At 72.5% G+C, this 924-nt stretch carries 1 protein-coding gene; it reads right to left on the reverse strand.

Annotation, left to right across the window (positions count from 1 at the left end; all coding sequences use genetic code 11):
* Positions 1-71: 71 nt before the first annotated feature.
* The gene (plsY, locus tag DEIPI_RS0112305; protein WP_027481959.1) at positions 72-671 is read right to left on the reverse strand and encodes a glycerol-3-phosphate 1-O-acyltransferase PlsY; all 600 of its coding nucleotides are present in this window, start codon (positions 669-671) and stop codon (positions 72-74) included.
* Between the last annotated feature and the right edge of the window lie 253 nt (positions 672-924).

Genomic DNA, 924 nt, shown 5'->3' on the forward strand with positions numbered 1-924 from the left:
GTCCGGGTGCGGCGCGAGCGTGAGGACGTCCAGCGCGCCCGGCGCGCCGTGCACCGTCCGCAGGCCCGCGCTCAAGAGGCGGCCTTCTCGCCGAAGCGGCGCTCCGTGCCCGAGGAGAGGCGGCGGATGTTGTCCCGATGCTGCCAGACCAGCAGCCCCGCGAGGACCGCCACGATCAGCACCTCCCACCAGGGGCGGCCCAGCACCAGCACCACCACGAGGCCCGCCGTGGCGCCCACCATGCTGCCCGCCGACACGAAACGCGTCAGGACGATGCACACGAAGCCGATCACGAGGGCCGCCGAGCCCGCCACGGGATCGATCGCGACGAGCGTCCCGAGGGACGTCGCGACGCCCTTGCCGCCCTTCAGGCGCAGGAACGCGCTGAAGTTGTGCCCCAGCACCGCCAGGAGGCCGCACAGCGCCCAGATCACGGGCTCGTCGAAGAGCTGGCGCGCGAGGACCACCACGAGGGCGCCCTTGAGGATGTCGAACAGCGCGACGGCGAGACCCGGACCCCAGCCGAGGGTGCGCAGCACGTTCGTCGCGCCGGTGTTGCCGCTCCCGACCTTCTGGATGTCCACGCCCCGCGCGCGCGCCACCCACGCTCCGGCGGGAATGCCGCCGAGCAGGTACGCGAGAACGAGCGCCACGAAAATCACGTCCCACATCGTACCCGCTGAACTGCGCTTGGACCGGGTACAATCCGGCGCCCCGGATTGAGGCGTCCGTCCTGAACGTCCTCACGCGCGAGGACTATGCTGCCCTCATCCATGGACGCCCTCACGCCCCGCCCGCAGCGCCACACGACCGTCGTCTTCTGGCTGCTCACCGCGTACAAGGCCGTCGCGGCGCTCGTCGTGCTCGCGGCGGCCGCGGTGCTGCTCGCGCACGGGGACGCGCTGGTGGCGTCCGCCTCGGCCG

The sequence above is a fragment of the Deinococcus pimensis DSM 21231 genome (genome assembly GCF_000519345.1).
In the GTDB taxonomy this organism is placed as follows: Bacteria; Deinococcota; Deinococci; order Deinococcales; family Deinococcaceae; genus Deinococcus_A; species Deinococcus_A pimensis.

Bases quoted from the DNA above. Each gene is read 5' to 3' on its own strand.
- plsY (WP_027481959.1), bottom strand. From the start codon at position 671: ATGTGGGACGTGATTTTCGTGGCGCTCGTTCTCGCGTACCTGCTCGGC.